16 protein-coding genes and 1 pseudogene are annotated in these 15,424 nt (G+C 69.3%); 10 read left to right on the forward strand and 7 right to left on the reverse strand.

What is annotated here, in order from left to right; translation table 11 throughout:
* On the forward strand, window positions 1–300 hold a 300-nt coding region (locus ACIGXM_RS35885; protein ID WP_396568316.1), incomplete at its 5' end, for a hypothetical protein.
* A gap of 20 nt (window positions 301–320) precedes the next feature.
* Here ACIGXM_RS35885 and ACIGXM_RS35890 read toward each other — a convergent pair.
* The 3 genes and pseudogenes from ACIGXM_RS35890 to ACIGXM_RS35900 form a co-directional block, all read right to left on the reverse strand.
* A pseudogene (locus ACIGXM_RS35890) lies at window positions 321–656 on the reverse strand (transposase); the annotation flags it as partial.
* A gap of 210 nt (window positions 657–866) precedes the next feature.
* Window positions 867–2,459: a serine hydrolase gene (locus ACIGXM_RS35895; protein WP_396568317.1), complete on the reverse strand. Its 1,593-nt coding sequence runs from the start codon at window positions 2,457–2,459 to the stop codon at window positions 867–869.
* 9 nt (window positions 2,460–2,468) lie between these two features.
* The gene (locus ACIGXM_RS35900) at window positions 2,469–2,924 is read right to left on the reverse strand and encodes a DUF6545 domain-containing protein (RefSeq protein ID WP_396568318.1); all 456 of its coding nucleotides are present in this window, start codon (window positions 2,922–2,924) and stop codon (window positions 2,469–2,471) included.
* Here ACIGXM_RS35900 and ACIGXM_RS35905 point away from each other — a divergent pair.
* From ACIGXM_RS35905 to ACIGXM_RS35925, 5 genes are all read left to right on the forward strand, one after another.
* Window positions 2,923–3,132 (forward strand): hypothetical protein, encoded by a 210-nt coding sequence (locus ACIGXM_RS35905; RefSeq protein ID WP_396568319.1) that lies wholly within the window; start codon window positions 2,923–2,925, stop codon window positions 3,130–3,132. The two genes, ACIGXM_RS35900 and ACIGXM_RS35905, sit on opposite strands and share 2 nt — an antisense overlap.
* Before the next feature lie 11 nt (window positions 3,133–3,143).
* Complete coding sequence (locus ACIGXM_RS35910; RefSeq protein WP_396568320.1) at window positions 3,144–4,070, forward strand: hypothetical protein; 927 nt, start codon at window positions 3,144–3,146, stop codon at window positions 4,068–4,070.
* On the forward strand, window positions 4,070–5,152 hold the full coding sequence (locus ACIGXM_RS35915; RefSeq protein ID WP_396568321.1) for a hypothetical protein: 1,083 nt from the start codon (window positions 4,070–4,072) through the stop codon (window positions 5,150–5,152). The genes ACIGXM_RS35910 and ACIGXM_RS35915 overlap by 1 nt, the downstream gene beginning before the upstream one ends.
* Before the next feature lie 15 nt (window positions 5,153–5,167).
* Window positions 5,168–6,916, forward strand: a complete 1,749-nt coding sequence (locus ACIGXM_RS35920) for a hypothetical protein (protein ID WP_396568322.1) — start codon at window positions 5,168–5,170, stop codon at window positions 6,914–6,916.
* A 387-nt stretch (window positions 6,917–7,303) separates the two neighbouring features.
* Window positions 7,304–7,738 carry a tyrosine-type recombinase/integrase gene (locus tag ACIGXM_RS35925; RefSeq protein ID WP_396568323.1) on the forward strand — a complete coding sequence of 145 codons (435 nt, stop codon included), beginning with the start codon at window positions 7,304–7,306 and terminating at the stop codon, window positions 7,736–7,738.
* A gap of 83 nt (window positions 7,739–7,821) precedes the next feature.
* On the opposite strand, the gene ACIGXM_RS35930 is transcribed toward ACIGXM_RS35925, so the two are convergent.
* The 3 genes from ACIGXM_RS35930 to ACIGXM_RS35940 all read right to left on the reverse strand — a co-directional run bounded on the left by ACIGXM_RS35930 (window position 7,822) and on the right by ACIGXM_RS35940 (window position 9,532).
* Window positions 7,822–8,253: a hypothetical protein gene (locus tag ACIGXM_RS35930; protein ID WP_396568324.1), complete on the reverse strand. Its 432-nt coding sequence runs from the start codon at window positions 8,251–8,253 to the stop codon at window positions 7,822–7,824.
* 650 nt (window positions 8,254–8,903) lie between these two features.
* On the reverse strand, window positions 8,904–9,155 hold the full coding sequence (locus ACIGXM_RS35935; protein WP_396568325.1) for a hypothetical protein: 252 nt from the start codon (window positions 9,153–9,155) through the stop codon (window positions 8,904–8,906).
* Window positions 9,155–9,532 carry a hypothetical protein gene (locus ACIGXM_RS35940; RefSeq protein ID WP_396568326.1) on the reverse strand — a complete coding sequence of 126 codons (378 nt, stop codon included), beginning with the start codon at window positions 9,530–9,532 and terminating at the stop codon, window positions 9,155–9,157. Before ACIGXM_RS35940 ends, ACIGXM_RS35935 begins: the two co-directional genes overlap by 1 nt.
* 105 nt (window positions 9,533–9,637) lie before the next feature.
* Here ACIGXM_RS35940 and ACIGXM_RS35945 point away from each other — a divergent pair, with 105 nt between their 5' ends.
* The gene (locus ACIGXM_RS35945; RefSeq protein WP_396568327.1) at window positions 9,638–10,843 is read left to right on the forward strand and encodes a helix-turn-helix domain-containing protein; all 1,206 of its coding nucleotides are present in this window, start codon (window positions 9,638–9,640) and stop codon (window positions 10,841–10,843) included.
* Window positions 10,844–11,364: 521 nt separating this feature from the next.
* Here the strand turns inward: ACIGXM_RS35945 and ACIGXM_RS35950 are convergent.
* Complete coding sequence (locus ACIGXM_RS35950; protein WP_396568328.1) at window positions 11,365–11,751, reverse strand: winged helix-turn-helix domain-containing protein; 387 nt, start codon at window positions 11,749–11,751, stop codon at window positions 11,365–11,367.
* A gap of 351 nt (window positions 11,752–12,102) precedes the next feature.
* On the opposite strand from ACIGXM_RS35950, the gene ACIGXM_RS35955 reads away from it, so the two are divergent.
* From ACIGXM_RS35955 to ACIGXM_RS35965, 3 genes are read left to right on the forward strand one after another with little or no spacing between them, the layout of a single operon-like run.
* Window positions 12,103–13,845, forward strand: coding sequence for a replication initiator (locus ACIGXM_RS35955; protein WP_396568329.1), 1,743 nt, complete (start codon window positions 12,103–12,105; stop codon window positions 13,843–13,845).
* Complete coding sequence (locus tag ACIGXM_RS35960) at window positions 13,842–14,027, forward strand: helix-turn-helix domain-containing protein (protein ID WP_396568330.1); 186 nt, start codon at window positions 13,842–13,844, stop codon at window positions 14,025–14,027. The genes ACIGXM_RS35955 and ACIGXM_RS35960 overlap by 4 nt, the downstream gene beginning before the upstream one ends.
* Window positions 14,027–15,346, forward strand: a complete 1,320-nt coding sequence (locus ACIGXM_RS35965; protein WP_396568331.1) for a tyrosine-type recombinase/integrase — start codon at window positions 14,027–14,029, stop codon at window positions 15,344–15,346. The genes ACIGXM_RS35960 and ACIGXM_RS35965 overlap by 1 nt, the downstream gene beginning before the upstream one ends.
* Window positions 15,347–15,424 lie beyond the last annotated feature (78 nt).

Genomic DNA, 15,424 nt, shown 5'->3' on the forward strand with positions numbered 1-15,424 from the left:
TTCCAGCGACGCTTTCACCGTCCGCGCAGCTATCTCCATCCGCAGACCAGCAGCCTGGACCACTACCACCGACTGCTGACGGCGTTGCTACGCCGTCGCGGAGCAGCGACCAGTACCCTCCTGGCCCACTTGCTGGGCGTCACCCGCACCAACCTGTCCAATCAGTTCCAGGACGGGCACCGTCTCCTAGACCTGCACAAGATCACCGTCACGCCGTTGCCTGGAGCGCCCGCCCGCACCTTGGAGCAGCTGAAGGCCCGTGGGACGCCTCTCGGAAAACACCCCGCAGATCAAATCTGACAGTTATTCAATTACAAGCCCCCGGCCGTGCCGGTGTACTGGCGCTGCACGCCCGCCGAGCGGTGCCCCTTCTTCAGGAAGCCCGTCTCATCCACGATCAGGACCCCGTCGCTGGTGCCGAGATGCTCGAGGACATAGGTCCGTACGTCATCGCAGACCTCGTCGGCGTCCCATCGCGCACCGCGCAGGAGGTGCTGCATCCTTCCCGGGCGAACCAAGCCAGCTTGCTCCGCCAACCCCCAACAGTTCTTGCGTTCGACGCCGGACAGCAGCCCGAGCACGAACGCGCGGGCCGTGGCCCGGGGTTCGACTCGCCGGAACCGACCCGCGATCTGGGCCAGGGCTTGGTCGAACATCGCCCGCCAACGAGCAGGGTCTATGTCATGGCCCGCGGCCACCGCACGATCTTCAGGAGTCCACACAACCCTTGATGATCACGCGGTGGCCGTTGCCACTCTCACCCGGCTCCGGCGCTGTCGCGTACAGGTGAATGCGCTCAGCTCTGTGCCATGGACCCGCTTTGTTGGTTGGAAGCCTGGGTGTCTGTAGCTGGTGCCAGAAGGACTTCAGGCACCCGTGTCCTGTAGTGCGGTCACTGCCTGCGCGGTGACAACGCCGATGGCGCGGCTGATCGCGGCGTCGTCCGAGCCAGGCCGGGATCGAGTGAAAACAGCGGCGGCGTATCGGCGGCCGTCGGGATAGGAGATCACGCCGATCTCGTTGCGGATCACGCCGACCAGGCTGCCGCTCTTGGCCGCGACCCGTACTGGCGGCTGGAACCCGCTCGCGATCCGGTGCCGGGTCAACTGCCTGGCCATCACGGCGCGCACGCGTTCGCACGCAACGGCTGGGCCCGCCTGGTCCGTCCAGATCAGCCGCAGTAGGCCGACCATGTCACGAGGGGTGGTTCGGGTTCCCTGCGACGGGTCCAAGGCGCGGGAGGTAAGGAGCCTCTCGTCGGCCTGCGCCATGTCGTCTGCCGATGCGCCGGCCGCCCAGGCCAGCGTGTCCTTCCAACTGGCGCAGCCGAGGTCTTGGCCGATGGAGTCGAGCATGGTCTGCAGGTCGGACTCAATCACAGTGCCGGTCAGCCCGAGCCGCGTCGCGGTCGCGTTGAGCGCGTCAACGCTGACTCGCCGCAGCAGCGCGTCGGTCGTGTGGTTGTCGCTGATGGTGAGCATCAGGACGACCATGTCCCGCCATGAGACCACGGCATCGTCGTTGAAGAGCGAGATCCCGACCGGGCCGGGAGTCCGGTCGGCGGCACTCAGCGTCACCCGCTCGCACGGGTCCAACCGGCCTTCGGCAAACGAGGTCTCCGCCTCCAGAGCGACCTGCACCTTGACCACCGAGGCCGGGACCACAGGCTCATCAGCGTGCAGGCCGAACTCCGCGTCACCTTCCAGTGGCTGGACGCATAATGCGCCTTCACAGCCAGCCTGTTCGAAAATCTCTCTGATGTCGTCCGTCATGGCATGGATTCTGTCAGCACCCAGGCGCGGGATCACGAAGTCGCACTGGAGTACTGGCCGGCCGGGCCATAACCAGGAAGCGAAGGTGGTTTGACACCTCCAGTGCTTTCCCTTCGCCACCTTCACAGCAGCGCGGTGAAGGAGAGCGCGGCGAGGCTGGCGCCTGCCACGACTCCAGCCCCAGCCTGAGCCGCCGTGTGGCCGCCGGTGGCGACTCGTGACCAGACGACCGCCGCCACCAGGGCGAAGGCCGACCACCACCATCCGGACAGAGCCGCGCCCAGCATCCAGGCCAGGCTGCCGGCCACCATCGCGTGCACGGAGCTTCCAGAAGGGCGTCACGACTAGGAGGAGCACCGCGATGGCCAACAGGCAGGCAGCGGCGGCCATGACCTCGTGGGGCGCGTTTCCGAGGCATAGAACGGCCAGCGACAGCGCGACGCTGGCGATGATGACCACGAACACGCTCAGCCGCTGATGGCGGTCGGAGATGTGCCGGTCGGCCCAGGAGCCCCGACGCACACCGCGCTGGATGAACCAGGCCGGGACCGCTCCCGCGAACACGGCGGCGAAGACGCCCCACGCTGCGCCACTGATCCCCGCGACGCCCCACCCGAGCACCATCAGGCCCGCGAAGAGCAGGTTTCGGGGCTGGAGGCCGTCGGTGACGGCTTGCGCGATCTTCATTCCACTCCCTCAGGCAGCCGTGGTCAGCTGCTCGGGCAGCCGGGTGTAGGCGGTGGACACATCGAGCAGCCACCGCACGTCGTCCGCGGCGGAGTTCGCCGACACCGCGGCGGATACGGGAGCGGCGGGCACTCCCGCGGCCTTCGCGTCCATGGCGGCGCGCAGGCGGTACGCCTCGGCGGCTGCCTCGGCCCGGTCGCCCGTCAGGCCGAGACTCTGCGCGTAGCGGTCAGCCTTGCCGGCCGTCGCGTCCGGTGCGTAGTGGCGCAGGACGAGGCCGGCGTCGCGGATCTCCACGGCGCGTCGTTGGAGCCGGATTCCAGGGCGTCGAGCGTGAGGAGGTCTCGCACACGGCCGGTGGGCGTGCCGAGCACTACCTTGGGTGTGCTCTCCGCGAGGTCGCGCCACAGCGGCCACAGGCGGCGCAGTTGCTGCCAGGCTGGAGTTCGCGGTCACCCTCGCCATGGGGGAGCAGCTGGAGGTCGACACCTGTCCCGGCCGCCGCTGGGTGCTCAGAGGCGGCGCCAATGCGGCGGGCGCCTTGGTGCGGGGCAGCCGCCTGGACCAGTTCGCCATCCCGTCCGGCCGGTCCGAGGTCCGTTGGACCGCGCTCGACTACACCGGAACCTCCCGCCTGGCCATCACCTGGCGCGACACCTACAACAGCCTCTGAGGAGAAACGTTTTGCCTCTCATCCAGCCCCCGCTGATGGTCACCGGCGGCACCCACCCGGCGCGTGCCCTGCGGATGATGATCCGCGACCTGTCCCGCGGATCGCAGGGCGTCACCGAGGGCGGTGACCTCAAGGTCCGCTCGACTACCCCTGGGGCGGCGGTGCGCGTCGGTCCCGGCTCGGCGGTCGTCGCCGGCGCGGCCTGGGGCCAGGGCTCCTACACCCAGGCCAACGCCGGTGACACGGTCGTGCCGATCGCCCCGACCGGTGCCCAGCCCCGCACCGACCTGCTGGTCCTGCGGGTCGAGGACCCGGAGTTCGAGGGCACCCGTGACCCCGCCAAGGACGACGTCGGCTACTTCCACGTCCTGACCGACCAGAGCGCCACCGTCGCAGCGCCGCCGCCCGGCATGACCGCGATCCCGCTCGCCCGGATCAGCCTGCCTGCCAACTGTGCCACGGTCACCGACGCCGTGATCACGGACCTGAGACGGCTCACGAACCCGCGCCGCTCGCGGGTGGTGCAGATGATCAACGGGTTCCCGTACAGCGAGTTCCCGCAGCAGGCAGGCGTCTGGCAGGACAACTGGCCGCCAGGCGGCGTCGTCAGCCTCGACGTTCCCAAGTGGGCGGTGCGCGGCAACATCATCACGACCGTCGCAGGCCTGCGGGTGTGGGGCGAGACGCTCATCGGGTTCCGCAACAAGCTCGGTGGGATCATCGGCGGAGAGTTCCAGGTCGACACCGACACCATCACCGTCTACAGCAAGATCAATGTCGTATGTGCCGACACCCCGTGGTTCTCGGTGGAGATGCGCGGCACCAGCGTTCCGCTGCGCCTGCAGGGCGGCCGGTACAACCAGGCGAAGGGCGGCTGCGACGTGTCGCAGTCCACGGCGCTGATCTTCGACGTCGAGTACGTCGAGGAGACCTACTGATGGCCGCGTGGCGGTACTTCACCACCCACGCCCTCACTGGCGAGATGCTGGCCGACGAACTTCCCCTCGGCGAGGTCGAGTTCGGTCCTGAGCTGTCGGGGCCGGGCCGGTTCAGCGGCACGCTGGAGCCGCGCCTTGCGCACCTGGCCCCCGCCCAGGCGGACGCCGGCACTGTGCTGGTGTGGGCCGAGCGGGACGACCAGCTGCTGTGGGGCGGGTTGATCTGGCACGCTGAGCCGGACGCCGGCCGGTACCGGATCGAGGCGGCCGGGTTCTCCTCCTACCTCGGCCGCCGGCACGACGTTCACGGCAACCTCGCGGGGCGCGGCCCCTACACGGAGGCGGACCCGTGCCGGGTGATCGCCGACGTGTGGGCGTACTGCCAGTCCCAGCCGGACGGGGACCTCGCCGTCCAGGTCGACCTCCCGCCGGGTGGGAGTCCCGGGCGTCTCGGCACCCACGATCAGCCCTACGTCACCAAGGAGTGGGAGGCCCCCGCGCTGGCCAACGTGATGCGGGACGCGGCCGGGGTCGACGGGGGACCGGAGTGGACTGAGCACGTCGCCTGGGCCGGCGACCGGCCCGAGCGGCATATCGTCCTCGCCGCTCCGCGCCTGGGCACCCGCCGCACCGACATCTCCTTCGCCACCGGCGTCAACATCACCGCCACTCCCACCGCGACCGGCGACGGCGACCAGTACGCCCAGGTCGTCATCGCACTGGGCAGCGGCGACGGCTCCGCGAAGGTCCGCACCACCGGCGCCGTCCGCGACGGCCGGCTGCGCCTGGAAGCCGTCCTGGACCGACCCTCGATCACCGACGGCGGGGTGCTCTCCGCGCTGGCCCGCGCCGAGCGGGCCCGCCGCCAGCAGCTGACCCAGGTCACCGAGATCACCGTCCGCGACCACCCGGCGGCCCCGATCGGCTCGTGGCAGATCGGCGACGACGTCCGGGTCAGCGTCCACGACCAGTGGATCGACTTCGACGGCTGGCGGCGCATCGTCGCCTGGACCCTCCAGCCCTCCGACCGCGACGGCCAGGAGAGCGCCACCCTCCACCTCGCCAACCCCTACACCACCTGACCAGGGAGCCCTGTCGTGCCCGATGTGATCACCCAGCTCGCGCAGCGCATCGCCGCCCTGGAGGCCGCGCTTCCGGAGCTGTCCCGCTCCTCCAGGCTCGCCCACAGCAGCGTCGACGACGGGGCGCTGACGGTGACGGCCGAGGGGAAGGTGCGCGCCATCATCGGCCAGCAGCCGGACGGCACCACCGCCCTCAACGTCGTCAACGGCCCGCCCCCACCTGTCCCGCAGCCGCCCACCGCCACCTCGGTCCTCGGTGGCGTCCTCGTCACCGGGGCAGGGGAGTGGGCCGACAGCGCGGTGTGCCCGCTTGACTTCTCCCGCATCGAGGTCCACGCCTACCGCGCTCCAGGGCACGACCCGGATACGACCACGCTCGTCTCCACCATCGAGAGCCCGCGCGGTGGCAGCATCGTCGTCCCCACCCAAGTCCCGATATGGGTGCGCCTGGTGGCCCGCACCACCTCCGGAAGAGCCTCCGCCGCCTCGCGCGAGGCCACCGCGAGCCCAGCGAAGGTGGTCGCGGATGAGGTCCTGGCCGGCGTGGTCGGCCAGCTCCAACTCGCCGACGGCGCCGTCACCGCCGCGAAGACCGCCATCGGGGCGATCACCGCCCCGGCGATCGCCGACGGAGCGATCACCACCGGCAAACTCGCCGCCGCAGCCGTCACCGCCCAGACCATCGCAGCCGGAGCCATCCAAGCCGGAGCGATCGCCGCTGACGCCGTAGCCGCCGGCACTATCGCCGCAGAGGCGGTGACCGGACGGGAGATCAAAGCCCTGTCGATCACAGGCGACAAGATCGCCGCGAACTCGATCACCGCCGGGCAGCTCGCCGCGGGCGCCGTCACCGCCACCGCCCTGAGCGCGGACGCCATCAACGGCCGCACCATCACCGGCGTCACCATCCAGGGCGCCACCGTCACCGGCGGCCAGATGCGCACCGCCGAAGGCGGCCGCCGCGTCGAGATCACCCCCACCGACCCCATCCGCTCCAACCCCGCCGCCGTCTTCTACTCCGGCGCCGACACCGAACTCCTTCCGGGCCTGCTCTCCGCCAGCGTCAACACCACCGGCACCATGAGCGTCCCCCAACTCACCCCCCAAGCACCCAGCATCGACAAGAGCACCAGCTGGATGTATCCCAGCGACGCAGCCTCACTGCGCCTGACCTCCCGCTCGGCCGCCAAGCGGTCGGACGGCGCGTTCTACCTGTCCGCCGCAGCTGGCGCCAACGAACTCGGCATGGTCAACGTCCGCGGCATCGCCCCGAGTGACCAGGCGTCCGCCTCATTCGCCATCGATGTGCGCAACCCCGTGCCTACCAGCACCAACGACGTACGCAACACGTACGTGGAGATCAACGGCAAACAGGCCACGTTCTCCTTCAACGCCACCTCCTATCTCCTCGACGCCAACGGGTGGCGCTGCGCGGACCAGGGCTGGCAGCCGATCAGCTACCTCAACGGCTGGTCCGACCTCCCTGACTGGCGCAAGGTTGAGGTCCGCCGCATGCCGGACGGGACCGCTGTCCTGCGCGGGATCGCACGAACCCCTGGAGGGTTCACCGGCGGCCGGATCGGAATCCTCCCTGACAACGGCTGCCGCCCCAAGGCCGCCGAGGTCATCCCTGTCGCCAACGACAACAGCAGCAAGTGTTGTGTCTTCCTGTACCCCGACGGCGGGGTGGACATCTCCAGCAACGCTGGCTGGCCCGGCAACTGGATCAGCTTCGGTTACGCATGCTGGTTGCTATCGGAGTAGGGACCTGCTTTGCCTCGCGCTCTCTGGGATCGCGATGGCAGAGCCGAGAGCAATGCCACGAAAGTTACCCAACAGTTCGACAACTGAACTTGACGGAGTGATGCCGGCGACGTTCGCGGGACGACGGCGAGCCGGTTGCGTTAGCTCCCTGGGCTTCACCGCTGCCGAGCCCCGAAGGTTCCCCGCGGCGGTAGAAGGCTACCGGTTGCAGGCCATGTGCGAGCTCGTGCTCCCACCGATATACACGAGGCGAATTCTTCGGTCTGGTTGGGAAGATCTCGACCTCGATGGCAATAAGGTCACCATCTCCGCATCACCAGCCGTAGCCTGACCACCCTGCCCGACCAAGACCATCAGCCCGGAGGGGCGCATCGCCCTGCCCGCTTCTTGCGTCGCCTCGCTCCGTGCGCACCGCGAGCGGCAAGCCCGAGAGAGGGAGCAGGCGGACTCGACCTGGCAGGGCGGCGGTTACGTCTTCACGCGCCTGGACGGGCACCCGATCGAGCCCGCCACCCTAACCCGGCACTTCAACGCGCTGCTCCGCAACGCGCACTGCGGCTGATCCGGTTCCATGACCTTCGCCACTCGACTCCAACGCTGCTCCTGGAGCAGGGCATCGAGCTCGTTGTCATCAACGAATTGCCGGGGCACTCCCACGTCGGCGTCACCGCCTCCGTGTACGCCCACGTCAGGTTCCGCCTCCAGCGCCAAGCCATCGACACCCTCGGCGACGCTCTCCGGGGCACCAGAACCCTGATGGCCCGCCAAGTGCAGGATCCCTCCGCTGACGTTGCTGTCAGCGTTGCCACCAAAACGCGTTGAGGCCCCGCCGGAACCAAATCCGGCGGGGCCATCGCGCGTTTATTGAGGAGCCCTCTGAAAGAATCCCAAGCAAATGAGAATCATCACGCTTCCCATGGAGTAAATGTGCCAATGCTGAGGGATTCGGATCTCAGTACGTCAAGCACCGGTTCACTCACTACCAGCTGACCCTTCTTAGTCATCCCCAGGTCATCGGCGCCAGGCTCTCCGTCAACAAGAAGCCATACAAGGTCTGGCAATTCGCCATCGGGATTGAGCTCTCGAAACTCGTCGGCCTCGGAGATGATCGCTTCGTCCGAATGAAATCCCGTGAAGCCCATCCCCTTAAGTCGATGAGCAACATGACGCATGGCGAGGTAGCAGGGGAAGGACTGCACGATGCAATCACCCAACCAGTCGACGACTTCATAGTGGAGCCGGGAGACCTGCGGAGGGTGCACTGTTGCATTCATGATCGTCTCAGGGCCCAGGCCCCCTGCAACCTCAGGCTTTACGAGGTAGTAGTGCGCGCCCACGAAGGCTCCGTTCAGCGTATGCGGGGCGTGAACCACTGCCCCAATTGATCATCGACTTCTGTGGCGTAATCTAGCACATCCTGCCTTGTGGGTGACGAGTTCGGTGCATAGAAATCGTTCCACATATTGCGAATGGCGCTTAGGTGGACGCGACTGTTCACGACGCCCTTGGGGATTCCTCGCAGATTCTCAAGCGAGTGGATTTCATCGGCCGAAAATAGGCCAGGGTACCGCTTGAGGACCTGCTGCTCAATCGCGTGGTGCACCCAGACGTTTCCCTGAGTGCCAGGATTCGCATTGTAAAACGTCTGCCTGTAATCCGTGCTTCCTCCAGCATTGCCGACGCTCGCTGGCTGACGGGTTGGGATGGCAGAACTCAGATCGGCTTCATCGCCACAACCAACACCCGTGACATTGTAGTTGTGTACGAGAATTGGGGTATGGCCAGCCAGCACATAGTACGTGTGGCACGGCGACCTGCTCTACCTGCTTTTTCGCAGGTCAGCGGCGTTTTGGCGGTCCGTCGGTGTCCGTGGTTGTGCGCTGGCGTGTGTGGCTGTTGCCGTCACTACTGCCGTCAAAGGTGTAGACCAATTGATCTCAATGGCGCCCGCATGCTGCTCTCGGTGAGGTGCTGGCGCTCGGGGGTCTCACTTCCACTCTCCGGGCTCGGCACGGAGGGTGGCGCGGGTGGTCCGCTCGTAGGTCGCATGGCCGGTCTGCGTGCAGTGTGCGGCGATCCAGCGGGTCAGTTCCTCGGGAGTGTGCGTCTGGTCGGAGGCGACCCCGCAGTCCTGCTCTTCTCCGGTGACGCAGACGGCCTCGAAGGTCGGCAGTGCCATCGGGTCTACGACGGTGGTGACGGTGTATTCGCGGAACCGGTAGCGGGTGGTCGTGCCCATCAGCGCGCTCCCTGCTCGTCAGAGCCGTCGGCCTCGGCGGTGCCCGGCGGGACGGGGATGCGCTGCCCGCGTGAGTCCGCGACCCTGAGCGCGTCCGACAGGGCCTCGGTCAGCCGGCACGCCAGCCACCGGTACTCGACGTCCGTCAGCGCCCGCACTCCGGGAGTCAGGATCCCCCGGGCGTGGTCCAGCAGTTCTTGGCCCATGGTGAGCTGGACCTCTTCGATGCCGTCGGTGAGCGTCGCGAGGTAGCCCTCGCCGTCGGTGCTCAGGTAGCAGGGAAGCCCGTCCGGGTTGGCCCACGGCAGCAGACGCAGTTTCTCTGCTGCGGGCTCCACCGTGCTCGCGTCGAGCGGGCGTGTCGCCTCCTCGGCCATGCTGCTGTCCCTTCCTGGGTTCGGCTCTGTCGATTCAGGGTCTCGTTGGCCTGAACATTTCGGAGCAGCCAGCCTGTCTGCCCTGTTGTCTGCCAAGCTGGCCAGGTGGTAGGGGAATCGGTCGGGGAGCTGGTGCGGCGGCTGCGTCAGGCGCGGGGGTGGAGTCAGCAGCGGCTCGCTGACGCGCTGGCCCAGGCCGCTCCCGGGCGTGTCCCGCCGACGCGCAATGACGTGTCCCGCTGGGAGATCGGCACGCGGTCCCCACGCGAGTGGCTGCCCTTTCTCGCCCAGGTGCTGGAGGTCCCGCGGGAGATGCTGGAGGCCGCCAAGGCCGTCCGCCCTCCCGAGCCCGCTCCTCGGGTGCTTACCGTCGCGGACTTCCTGCCCGAGGGCGACCCCCTGGCCCCGCTGAGTACGCGTACCGGCCGGCGGATCGGCGCCGGGCAGGTCGCCGACCTGGCCCAGCGGGTGCACGGCCTGCGGCTGGCAGACGACGTGGTGTACGGGAAGGACTTGATCGCCCCCGCCCTGCGGGAACTGCGGGCGGCGGTCACGATCTACCGCGAGGGCACCCACAGCGAGCAGGTGGGCCGCGAACTGCTACGGACGATTGGCGAATTGGCGCAGATTGCCGGTTGGGTCGCCTCCGATGCGGGCGAGCACGCCGAGGCGGAGCGGATCTACCGGCTCGGGATCAGTGCCGCCCGTGCCGCCGGGGACGGGGTGCTGTCGGGGAACGTGGCGGGCTCGCTGGCCTACCAGTGGAGCAACACCGGACGCCCCCACGACGCCGTCAACCTCGCCACCGCCGCCGTCCAGGAGGCCGGTCCCGATGCTCCGGCCAAGGCCCGCGCGCTGTACTTGGACCGGGTGGCCTGGGCGCACACCCGCGCCCGCCAGGTCCGCCCTGCGATGGCTACTCTCGGGGAAGCCGGCGAGGCCCTGGCTCAGGACTCGGCCGCTACCGAGTCACCCTCGTACCTGTATTGGATGGACGCCGGGGAACTGCAGGTTATGGAGGCCCGCGTCTACACCGAGCTGCACCGGCCGCTTCGCGTCGTTCCGCTGCTGACGGACGTCCTGGGTCGTTACGACGCCAGTCACGCGAGGGAGTTGGCACTGTACCTGTCCTGGCTGGCCGTGGCCTACGCCGATGCGAACGAGCCTGAGGCGGCGGCGGGGACGGCTGGCCGGATGCTCGCCCTGGGGCAGAGCGGCAGCGAACGCACCACGGAGCGCACACGGATCGTGCTGGACCGGCTGCGGGCGTTCCGCGACGTCCCTGAGGTCGCCGAGCTGCTGGCGTCCTGACCATCGCGACCGCACGGGGGTCCACCCGAACTGCTGCGGTCAGCGTCTCGGCGCACAGCGCGGCTCGTGCGTGGACGGGTCGGCGGGTCGGCGGGTCGGCGGGGAGCCTCGCTCCGTGCCGGAGGCGACGTTGGCCACCGCCCTCGGCGAGCCCGGCTAGAGAAACGGGTCGGACCCCTGGCCGACCCTGTTGCCCGCGATCCGGCCGTAGGACGGTCGCAGGCGACAACTTGCTCCGCGACGCGGGCAAGGAGTCCATAGGACACAACTTGCTCCGACCCTGGGCGGTGCTGGGGTAAGCAGCGCCTACCCCACAACTTGCTCCCATCGGGCACCAGTCGAGCCCCGCTCACGACCCGGCGGACCGCTGACCGCCGACACCCGTGAAGACCTCGGGGTCGGTCCGACCCTGGGTCGGTCGGCGACGTCGGGCCACCTCCAGCGGGCGGCGCCCGCCTTGAACCTCGTAGAGAAAATCTGGACGCACAGCTCCAGCCCCTGGCCGTCCAGCGGCCGACGGGTCAGCAACCTCGCTCGGTGCCGCCCGCTTCCAGGGCTTCGACGCGGGCACGCAGGGTGGTGAGCTGATCAAGCGTCTCGGCCAATGCCAGCTCCAGCGCCTCGACGCGCGCCGCCGTCCCGCCGACGGGCGTGGGCCCCGCCTCCCCGTCACCTGAGTCAGTGTCGGCGTCGGCGTCGGGGTGGGCGACGAAGGCTCCCTTGCCGGGGCGGGAAATCGCGTAACCGTCCTGCTTCAGCAAGGCCATGGCCTTCTGCACGGACAGGCTCGAGGCCCCGTACTCCGCCATCAACACAGCCTGCGTCGGCAGCGCATCCCCGGGCTTCAGCCCACCGGAGCGGATCCGCTCCCGCAGGGCCTCGGCGATGACCTCGAACGTCAGCAACACCGTGCCGCCCGCCGGTCTACGTCCCCGCCGCCCCACCGTCACCGCAGGTCACCCCGCTTTCTCTGCGCCACTACCACCGAAATCCGGCCCGTCCAAAACGGAAGACCGGGGCCACAGTACTCGCATCCCACCGGCCACCGAAACAGATGAGGAGGGATGCACTTGAATGCGCACTTGAAGCGATGCTACCTTCGCGCACCGCTGGTGAACACCACCGCTGACCAGGCCAGACGTCCCCGGCCCACCATCCGCGCCCGCCGTCACGCGCACCGTGCCCACGTGCGCCGATCACCCGGGTCGCCCCTCAATCGCCTCTCCTCTTCTCCCGACTCCTGCCGGAGGTCTGTCCCCATGCCCGCGCAGCTCCAACTCCCCACCCCCGCCACCACCTCCCCTCCCGCCAACACGGCGTTCGCCGCACCGGCGCTCACCACCAGCGCCGACACGTCCACGAACAGGAACTCGGCGCTCGAACGCCGGGCGCGGCTGACCGCCAGGCTCGCCAAGCTCGCCGCCGCCGGACACCTCGCGCCCCTGGCCCGGCAGATCGGCTCACTCGGCGGCTGCGCCCGCCCGATCCGCATGACCGGACACCGCACCCGCCTGAACACCGCCACCGGCCAGATCCTCGAACACCTCGACACCCGCCACCTCCCGGCCGGCGAACTCCTGCTGCGCTGCGGCAACCGCCGCACCACCCGCTGCCCCGCCTGCTCCACCCTCTACCGCTACGACACCTACCAGCTCATCGCCGCCGGACTACGCGGCGGCAAGACCGTCCCCACCACCGTCGCCACCCACCCCCGCGTCTTCGCCACCCTCACCGCCCCCGGCTTCGGCCCCGTCCACAACCAACCCGGCACCGCCCCCTGCACCTGCGGCACCCCGCACGCCGACGACGACCCCCTCCTCGGCACCCCGCTGAACCCGCAGCGGTACGACTACACCGGCGCGGTGCTGTGGAACGCCCACGCCCCCTCCCTGTGGGCCCGCTTCACCACCCACCTGCGCCGCGAGATCGCCAACGCCGCCGGACTGACCCAGCGCACCCTGCGCCACCACGCCACGCTCTCCTACGCCAAGGTCGCCGAATACCAAAAGCGCGGCCAGATCCACTTCCACACCGTCATCCGCATCGACGGACCCACCGGCCCCGTCAGCACCCCGCCCACCTGGGCCACCACCGGGCTCCTCGACCACGCCATCCGCGCCGCCGCCAAGCGCACCCGCGTACAGCACCAGCGCCCCTCCGAGGCCGAAGCTGGGGCCGGAGTGACTGGCCGGGCCCAGTTGCCGGAGTCCACGGTGTTCCGGTTCGGGCGACAGATCGACGTCCGGCCGATCCGCGGCACCGATTTCACCGACGATGCCCCCGTCACCGACCGGCACGTCGCCGCCTACATCGCCAAGTACGCCACCAAGGGAGCCGAGACCACCACCGGCACCCTCGACCGCCGACTGCGCTTCCTGGCCGAACTCGCCCAGCACGACCTCACCGACCACGCCCGCCGCATGATCCACACCGCCTGGCACCTCGGCACCCAGCCCCAGCACACTCACCTCCGCCTGCGCCAGTGGGCCCACATGCTCGGCTTCCGAGGCCACTTCTCCACCCGCACCCGCCACTACTCCACCACCCTCACCCACCTCCGAGCCGAACGCACCACCTGGCGCACCCGCCAAGACAACGCCACCTCTGCCCCGACGCCGACCGACCCGGCCCTGGTTGGTCGACACTCCGGTCAGGACCGGGCCAATGAGGGTCAGCCGGTCACTGACCGGCACAGTGACCGCGATGACCGCAGTGACCTGACCACCGGTCACACCGACACCGCCCCCGGTCACCTTTCCGGTCAGCGCGCGGAGAACAGGCGACACGGCAGTACGGACACGACCCTGGTGATCTCGCACTGGCAGTACGCCGGAACCGGCCTCCTGCCCGAACTCGCCCACCTCGCCGACCTCCTGTCCACCACACCGCGCCCCCGGACCGAGCAACCGAGCCGCCCCAGGCAGGCGCGGCGCGCCGGTGACCCGGCCGGTCACTCCACCGAACCGCTGACCACCCCCGTCCACACGGAGGCGATCTCGTGACCGCCGACGCCGAACTCCTCACCGTCCCCGAAGTCATGGCCCGCCTCAAGATCAGCCGCTCCACCGTCTACGACCTCATCCGCACCCGGCAGCTCGCCTCCATCACCATCGGCCGCGCCCGACGCATCCCCATCCACGCCCTGACCGCCCTCGTCCACCACCACCTCGAAGAGGCAGCCTGATGACCACCCCCGACACCAACCCCGCTGGTACCGGCACCGGCTCGCGCAGGGTCCGCGCCAACGGCGATGGCACCGTCTACCAGCGCAAGGACGGCCGCTGGGAAGCCGCCGGATACGTCCTCGCCCCAGGCGACACTCGCAAGCGCGTCCGCGTCTACGGCACCACGCGGAAGGAGGCCCTGGCCCAGCTGACCGAGAAGATCGCCACCAGCAACCGCGGCATACCCGCCCCCACCGCCCAGGGAAGTGTCGCGGCCTTCCTCGCCTACTGGCTGGAGACCGTCGCCGTCCACCGCCTCCGCGAGAACACCCACACCCGCTACACCGCCGTCGTCCGGCTGTACGTCATCCCGGGCCTGGGCAAGAAGAAGCTCGCCAAGCTCACCGCCAAGGACGTCCGCACCTGGCTCGACCACCTCCGCACCACCTGCCAGTGCTGCGCACGCGGCCTCGACACCACCCGAGACCACCCCCAGTGCTGCGCGGTCGGCAAGTGCTGCCGCAAGCGGCTCTCCCCGCTGACCCTGGCCTACGTGCACTCCGTCCTCAAGTCCGCCCTGGAGCACGCCGTCCGCGAAGAGGAGATCCCCCGCAACGTCGCCCGCAACGTCCGCATGGGCACACCCCGCCCCCGCCGCTTCGAACCGCTCACCGCCGAAGAGGCCCGCGCGCTCCTGGCCGCCACCAACGGGCACCGGCTCAGCGCCCTGTTCGAACTCGCCCTGCGCACAGGACTGCGCAAGGGCGAGCTCCTCGGCCTGCGCTGGGAAGACCTCGACCTCGCAGGCGCAACCGCCAGCATCCGCCGCACCCTCCAACGCACAAACTCCAGCGGCCTGGCCGCCCTGCCCACCAAGACCCACAGCTCGGAACGGCGCATCGCCCTGCCCACCGAGTGCCTGCACTCCCTCGAACAGCACCGCGACCGACAGCACCAGGAACGCGAGGCGGCGGGGGCGGGCTGGAAGGCGAGCGGCTACGTCTTCACCCGGCCCGACGGCAACCCCATCGAGGGCACCACCCTCACCCGGCACTTCAACACCCTGCTCCGCCGCGCTGCCCTGCGACGCATCAGGTTTCACGATCTCCGACACTCGGCGGCCACCCTCCTCCTCGAGCAGGGCGTCGAACTCGTCGTCATCAAGGAGCTGTTGGGGCACGCCCACATCGGCGTGACCGCGACCGTATACGCCCACGTCCGACTCCGCCTCCAACGCGACGCCATCGACCTCCTCGGCCACGCCCTCCGCAACCCCGCTCAGCCCGCCACCCGACCCGACGACGGCGACGAACCCGTTTGTGCAGCACCCGTCCACTGACGTTGCCGTCAACTACTGCCGTCAGGCGCCCCAGAGGCCCCACCGGAAGCGTATCCGGTGGGGCCTCTGGGACTTCGA

The organism is Kitasatospora sp. NPDC052896 (assembly GCF_044547075.1).
Classification (GTDB): Bacteria; Actinomycetota; Actinomycetes; order Streptomycetales; family Streptomycetaceae; genus Kitasatospora.

Bases quoted from the DNA above. Each gene is read 5' to 3' on its own strand.
- ACIGXM_RS35895 (WP_396568317.1), bottom strand. From the start codon at position 2,459: ATGAAGATCGCGCAAGCCGTCACCGACGGCCTCCAGCCCCGAAACCTG.
- ACIGXM_RS35905 (WP_396568319.1), top strand. From the start codon at position 2,923: ATGGGGGAGCAGCTGGAGGTCGACACCTGTCCCGGCCGCCGCTGGGTG.
- ACIGXM_RS35900 (WP_396568318.1), bottom strand. From the start codon at position 2,924: ATGGCGAGGGTGACCGCGAACTCCAGCCTGGCAGCAACTGCGCCGCCT.
- ACIGXM_RS35915 (WP_396568321.1), top strand. From the start codon at position 4,070: ATGGCCGCGTGGCGGTACTTCACCACCCACGCCCTCACTGGCGAGATG.
- ACIGXM_RS35935 (WP_396568325.1), bottom strand. From the start codon at position 9,155: ATGGGCACGACCACCCGCTACCGGTTCCGCGAATACACCGTCACCACC.
- ACIGXM_RS35940 (WP_396568326.1), bottom strand. From the start codon at position 9,532: ATGGCCGAGGAGGCGACACGCCCGCTCGACGCGAGCACGGTGGAGCCC.
- ACIGXM_RS35955 (WP_396568329.1), top strand. From the start codon at position 12,103: ATGCCCGCGCAGCTCCAACTCCCCACCCCCGCCACCACCTCCCCTCCC.
- ACIGXM_RS35965 (WP_396568331.1), top strand. From the start codon at position 14,027: ATGACCACCCCCGACACCAACCCCGCTGGTACCGGCACCGGCTCGCGC.